Origin of the sequence: Streptomyces bambusae (assembly GCF_019400985.1) — a bacterium.
GTDB lineage: Bacteria > Actinomycetota > Actinomycetes > Streptomycetales > Streptomycetaceae > Streptomyces > Streptomyces bambusae_A.
This window is the reverse complement of sequence record NZ_WTFF01000403.1, coordinates 1-5,650: the sequence shown is the minus strand read 5'-3', so window position 1 is coordinate 5,650 and position 5,650 is coordinate 1. Positions and strand designations below refer to the sequence as shown.

Annotated in this window: 4 protein-coding genes and 1 pseudogene; 3 read left to right on the top strand and 2 right to left on the bottom strand. The window is 72.7% G+C overall.

Annotation, left to right across the window (positions count from 1 at the left end):
• A pseudogene (locus GPJ59_RS38055) lies at window positions 1-378 on the bottom strand (hypothetical protein); the annotation flags it as partial.
• 106 nt (window positions 379-484) lie between these two features.
• Here GPJ59_RS38055 and GPJ59_RS32610 point away from each other — a divergent pair.
• The 3 genes from GPJ59_RS32610 (at window position 485) to GPJ59_RS32600 (ending at window position 4,172) form a co-directional block, all read left to right on the top strand.
• Complete coding sequence (locus GPJ59_RS32610) at window positions 485-1,021, top strand: acyl-CoA thioesterase (RefSeq protein WP_219671526.1); 537 nt, start codon at window positions 485-487, stop codon at window positions 1,019-1,021.
• A 275-nt stretch (window positions 1,022-1,296) separates the two neighbouring features.
• A complete protein-coding gene (locus tag GPJ59_RS32605) occupies window positions 1,297-2,469 on the top strand; it encodes an acyltransferase family protein (protein WP_219671525.1) in 1,173 nt (390 codons plus the stop codon).
• A 179-nt stretch (window positions 2,470-2,648) separates the two neighbouring features.
• Window positions 2,649-4,172 carry a glycosyltransferase family 39 protein gene (locus tag GPJ59_RS32600; protein WP_219671524.1) on the top strand — a complete coding sequence of 508 codons (1,524 nt, stop codon included), beginning with the start codon at window positions 2,649-2,651 and terminating at the stop codon, window positions 4,170-4,172.
• Between the two features lie 34 nt (window positions 4,173-4,206).
• Here GPJ59_RS32600 and GPJ59_RS32595 read toward each other — a convergent pair whose 3' ends face one another.
• The gene (locus GPJ59_RS32595; RefSeq protein ID WP_258025261.1) at window positions 4,207-5,646 is read right to left on the bottom strand and encodes an LCP family protein; all 1,440 of its coding nucleotides are present in this window, start codon (window positions 5,644-5,646) and stop codon (window positions 4,207-4,209) included.
• Window positions 5,647-5,650: the final 4 nt, after the last annotated feature.

Below are 5,650 nucleotides of genomic sequence, written 5' to 3'. Positions count from 1 at the left end.
GGTGCGGCCGGTGCCGATCATGGCGACGGCTTCGGCGGGGTCGAGGCCGGCGGGGGTCTCGTGGAGCCCGTCGGCGTCCGTGGCGGCGAGTTCGGCGGACCCCCCCGGGGCGAAGCCGGGGCGGGCGCCGGCGGGGGAGCCGTACACCTGGCCGGTGTTGTAGCCGCTGTCGTAGCCGGCGAAGGTGTCGTGGCTCTGCGACTGCTGCGCGGGGACGGCGTACGGGTCCGCCTGCGGCCGCGGGGGCTGGGCGGGGCGGCGCGGCTGCTGGCGCTGCACGTGCCGCAGCGGCTGCGAGCCGTCGGGCCGCGCCTGGGCGCTGCCGCGTCCGTACCGGTCGTTCCGGTTGTCGTTGCGCCCCTCGGGCCAGTCATTCATGCGGACAAGGATGCCGAACCGGCCAGGCCTCGCGACAGTCCGGGGGGAGGTTCGTGCCGGTGCTGTTGCAGAGCTGATGCCGGCGCGCGGCACTTAAGGTGGCTGTATGACAGAAATACCGGGCGACCTGCAGGGCAAGCCGACCTCCGCCTCGCGCACCACCCTTTCGCACATCATGACCAGCCACGACACGAACCTCCTCGGCACGGTGCACGGCGGCGTGATCATGAAGCTGGTGGACGACGCGGCCGGCGCCGTCGCCGGCCGGCACTCCGGCGGCCCCGCCGTCACCGCGTCGATGGACGAGATGGCCTTCCTGGTGCCCGTCCGCGTCGGTGACCTCGTCCATGTGAAGGCGCAGGTCAACTGGACCGGCCGGTCCTCCATGGAGGTCGGCGTACGGGTCCTGGCCGAGCGCTGGAACGAGTCCACCCCGGCCACCCAGGTCGGCAGCGCCTACCTCGTCTTCGCGGCCGTGGACGCCGAGGGCAAGCCCCGCCGGGTCCCGCCGGTGCTGCCGGAGACCGACAAGGACCGCCGCCGCTACCAGGAGGCCCAGATCCGCCGCACGCACCGCCTCGCCCGGCGCCAGGCGATCCGCGAACTGCGGGAGAAGCGGGCCGCGGAGGGGCTCGACGACTGAACGCGCTTACGGAGGCCTCGTACGCAGGCTCCGACGGAGGGCCCGTACGCAGGTCCGTGCGCAGGCCCGTACGGCGCCCTGTACACAGCCCCGTACACAGCCCCGTACGCAGGCGCCCGTACGGAAAGCCGTGCGCGGAGCCGCGTGTTCCGTGTCACGGAACGGCCGTATCAGGGTCAGGACTCCGGGCGCCGCGTTAGTGTGACCTGTCCGGCGCCCGAGTGAACGCTGTGCCGGGCGTCCGTCCCCCGGATCCCTGCGGAGAAGCACCCTTCATGTCCACCGTCGTGCCGCCCCTGCCCTCCGTGCACGAGGCCGCCCCCGGCGTACCCGCCCAGGCCAAGAACGCCGCTCCGCGCAGGCCCCGCCTGTACGTGCTGGACGGCCTCCGGCTCATAGCCGCGCTGTCGGTGGTGGCCTTCCACTGGGCCGGGGTCAACATCCACCCCGAGGTGTGGGGCCAGAAGCCGCAGACGCTGATGCCGGACACCCACCGGTTCGCCGCGTACGGCTGGATGGGCGTGCAGCTCTTCTTCCTCATCAGCGGCTTCGTCATCTGCATGTCGTGCTGGGGGCGTTCGCCCCGGGACTACTTCACCTCCCGGGTCGTGCGCCTCTACCCCGCCTACTGGGCCGGCATCGTCATCACCACCCTCGTGGTGAACTTCGCGGCGACCGTCCGCCCGAGCCGCAAGCCGATGAGCATCAGCGACGTGCTGACCAACCTCACGATGCTGGAGCGCCCGCTCGGCGTCACCGAGGCGGACGGCGTGTACTGGACGCTCTGGATCGAGCTCCGCTTCTACCTGCTCTTCGCCGTCGTCGCGGTCATGGGCCTGACCTACCGCCGGGTGCTGGCCTTCTGCGGGATCTGGGCGATCCTCGCCGTGATCACCCCCGGCGTGGACAGCAAGCTCATGGACACCGTGTTCATGCCGCAGGACGCGCCGTACTTCATCGCCGGCGTGGCCATGTACCTGATCTACCGGTTCGGCGTGAACTGGATGCTCATCGGCGTGGTCGGGTTCTCCTGGCTGATCGCGCAGAACCGGCTGCACATCACCGTCGGCGGCTACGAGTACGAGGTGCACCACACCCTGTCCTGGCCGGTCATGGCGTTCATCTCGGCCGCGGCCTTCCTGGTGATGCTCGCCGTGGCGATGGGCGCGTTCAACTGGATGCGCTGGAAGTGGCTGACGGTCGCCGGCGCCCTGACCTACCCCGTCTACCTCCTGCACCAGGAGCTCGGCTGGGCCATGATCCGCTGGGGCCGCGACCACGGCATCGCGCCGTTCCCGCTGCTGGCGATGTGCCTGGCGGTCATCCTGACGCTCGCCTGGCTGGTCCACCGGTTCGTCGAGCGGCCGCTGTCGGGCGTCCTGAAGCGACTGCTGGACGGGGCGAAGCTGACGCTGCCGAAGACCGATCCGCCGGTCCGCCGCCCCTGACCGGCGCCCGGCCCCGGCGCCCGGCCTGACCACCGCACGGCGGGACCGGCGCCCGGGCGGGATTGGTCCCCTCCGGTCCGCCTGATCTACCCTTGCACGTCGAGCCCGGCCCGGATCCGACCGAGTGCCGGCTCCGCGGACGGCCGCTCGACCCCGATGCATCCGGAAGGTACGACCCCATGACCAGCAGCAGTACGGCGGTCGCGCCCGGCACCGGTGCCGGGCGCAGCGGTGCCGTCGACGCGTCCGCCGGCCGGGGTGCCGCGCCGGCACAGGGCCTCGCCCGCTTCGACTGGCTGTGGGCCGCGCTGCTGACGTTCGTCGTCGCCTCCATAGGCAGCGGCACCGCCCAGCCCTGGCGCGACGAGCTCGCCAGCTGGAACGCCGCGCAGCGGGAGACCGGCGACCTCGTCGAGATGCTCGGCAACGTCGACGCCGTCTCCGGTGCCTACTACCTGCTCCTGCACGGCTGGGTCTCCGTGTTCGGCGACTCCCCGGCCATGCTGCGGATGCCGTCGGCGCTGGCCATGGCCGGTGCGGCGGCCTTCGTCGTACTCACCGCCCGGGGGCTCTTCGACCGCCGGGCCGCGGTCTTCGCCGGGGTGGTCTTCGCCCTGGTGCCGGCCGTCTCCAAGTACGGCCAGGAGGCCCGTTCCTACGCCTTCGTCGTCCTGGCCGTGGCCGCCGCGACCTGGCTGCTGATGCGCGCGCTGGAGCGTCCGACCGCGGCGCGCTGGCTGCCGTACGCGGTCGCCGTCGCCGCCGCCGGGCTGTTCCACATCGTCTCGCTGCTGTTCCTGCTGCCGCACGGCATCATCGTGCTGATGCGCTGGTGGCGCGAGCGGTCCTGGCGCCTGCCGGTGAGCTACGCCGTGACCGTGGTGGTCGCCCTGCTGCCGGTGGTTCCGCTGGTGCTGCTCGGCCAGCGCCAGGTGGGCCGCCAGATCAGCTGGCTCAAGGCCCCGCACCTGCGCGACCTCGCCGGCCTGTGGAGCAACCTGGCCGCTTCCCCGCTGGTCGCCCTCGCGCTGCTCGGCGCGGCCCTGCTGCCGCTGGCCTGGAGCCGCGGCCGGCGCCCGGCGGCCGAGCTCGCCCTGGTGGCCGCGCTGCCCATCGGCGTGGCCTGGGTGATCTCGCACGGCTCCACCTCGTACTTCCTCGACCGCTACCTGCTCTTCACGCTGCCCGCCTGGGTGGTGCTGGCCGCCGCCGGCCTCGGCGCGCTGCGCCCGCGGCTGCTCGGCGTGGCCGGCCTGGTCGTCCTGGTGGCCCTCGGCGTCACCGACCAGCGGCACCTGCGCACGACGTACGCCAAGGACCGCACGGACGGCCGGCGGGTCGCCGACGTCATCGCCAAGGACTACAGGCCCGGCGACGGCTTCGCCCCGGTGCGCGGCGCCGACCGCGTCTTCATGATCGACTTCACGGTCGAGTACTACCTGCCCGAGCGGGTGAAGCTGAAGGACGTCTTCGCCGAGCGCTCGGCCGTCGCCAGTGACGACCTCTTCCCGGTGGAGTGCGCGCAGCCCGCGCAGTGCCTGAACGGCACCCAGCGGGTGTGGGTCGTCACCTGGAGCGGTACGTCGAACCCGTACCACAAGCTCCCGGCGGACCAGGAGAAGGCGCTCAAGGACCACTACAAGGTGGTCAGGAGCACCAAGGCGGGCAGCCTCCAGGTCACCCTGGTCGAGCGCACCCGCTGACCCGCCGCCCGCGGGGACCCGGGACCAAGCACCACTAGCGGCCCCCGCACACCACCTGGTCGCCCGTCACCACGTCGCTGTGCTCCCCCTGGTAGGGGTCCTCGGCGCGGACCGGGACCACCTTGCGGTAGTCCGAGCCCGCCGTCACCAGCAGGGTGCGGCCCTGGCCCGGTACCGCCCGCAGTTCCGCGCCCGGCAGGGCCGTGGCCAGGGTGCGGGCCGAGCGGTCCCAGCGGGGGTCGTAGGCCACCAGTGTGCGCCGGACCGAGCGGGTGGCGGCGTTGCCCGGCGTCCGGGTGGTGTTGAAACCGGTCGCCCGCAGGGCCGCGTCGACCCGGCCGCCGAGCCCGTCGATCCGGGTGCCGTTCTCGACCTGCACCCGGATCTGCTGCGGCGGCACGTCCACCGGGACGGCCGCCGGCTGCTCGCGCCGCGCGCCGCCGGGGCGGGCCGGGGCCAGCGGGCGGTCGTCGCGCACCGCCTGGAAGAGCTTCTCGGCCCGGGCCGCGTCCCACTTCACCGTCGAGCCGATGCCCTTGACCGGGTACGAGGTGTTGCCGATCGGCACCGAGGCGAACTCCGACGACGCTGGCGTGAAGTCGCGCATCGCCTGGCCCAGCGCCAGCATCTGCTGCGAGCCGAAGCCGGTGTCGGCCCGTACCGACCCCAGCAGCGTCGAGCTGACCTCCTTGAACTTCACCGGGTTCAGCAGCACCCCGCTCCCGGCGGCCTCCTTGATCAGCGCGGCCAGGAAGCGCTGCTGGCGCTGCATCCGGCCGATGTCGGCCGCGCCGTCCACGTGCCGCGCCCGTACGTACTGCAGGGCCTGGCCGCCGGTCAGCCGGTGCGTGCCGGGCAGCAGGGACAGGCCCGTGTTGGTGTCCCGCAGGGTCTTGGCGGTGCAGATCTCCACCCCGCCGACGGCGTCCACCGTCTTCATGAAGCTGGTGAAGTCCACCTCCAGGTAGTGGTCGATCTTCACCCGGGTCATGCTCTCGACCGTCCGCACGGTCAGGTTCGGCCCGCCCTCCGCGTAGGCGGCGTTCAGTTTCACGGGGTGCGCCTGGTGGTCCTTGCCGGTCACCTGGTCGCGGTGCGCGGGCACCTCCGCGTAGCTGTCCCTGGGCAGGCTGATCACGCTCGCCCGTTTCCGGTCGGCCGAGACGTGCACCAGCATCATCGTGTCGGTGCAGTGGCAGGGCGCCCCGCCCAGGCGGTACGCGCGCTTCTCCTCCGGGCCGATCTTCTCCCGGCCGTCGGTGCCGACGAGCAGGACGTTCATGCCGTTCCCGGCCTTCGGGCGGTTCTTCATGTCCTTGAACGGGTCCACCCGCTCGATCCCGGTGTCCAGGCCGGTCATCACCGCGTGCCCGAGCGCCCCCGAGCCGAGCACCACCGCCGACACCGCCCCCGCGATCCGCACGCCCCAGCGCGGCCGCCGGCTGCCGCCCGGCCCGCTGTCTCTTATCCCCATCTGA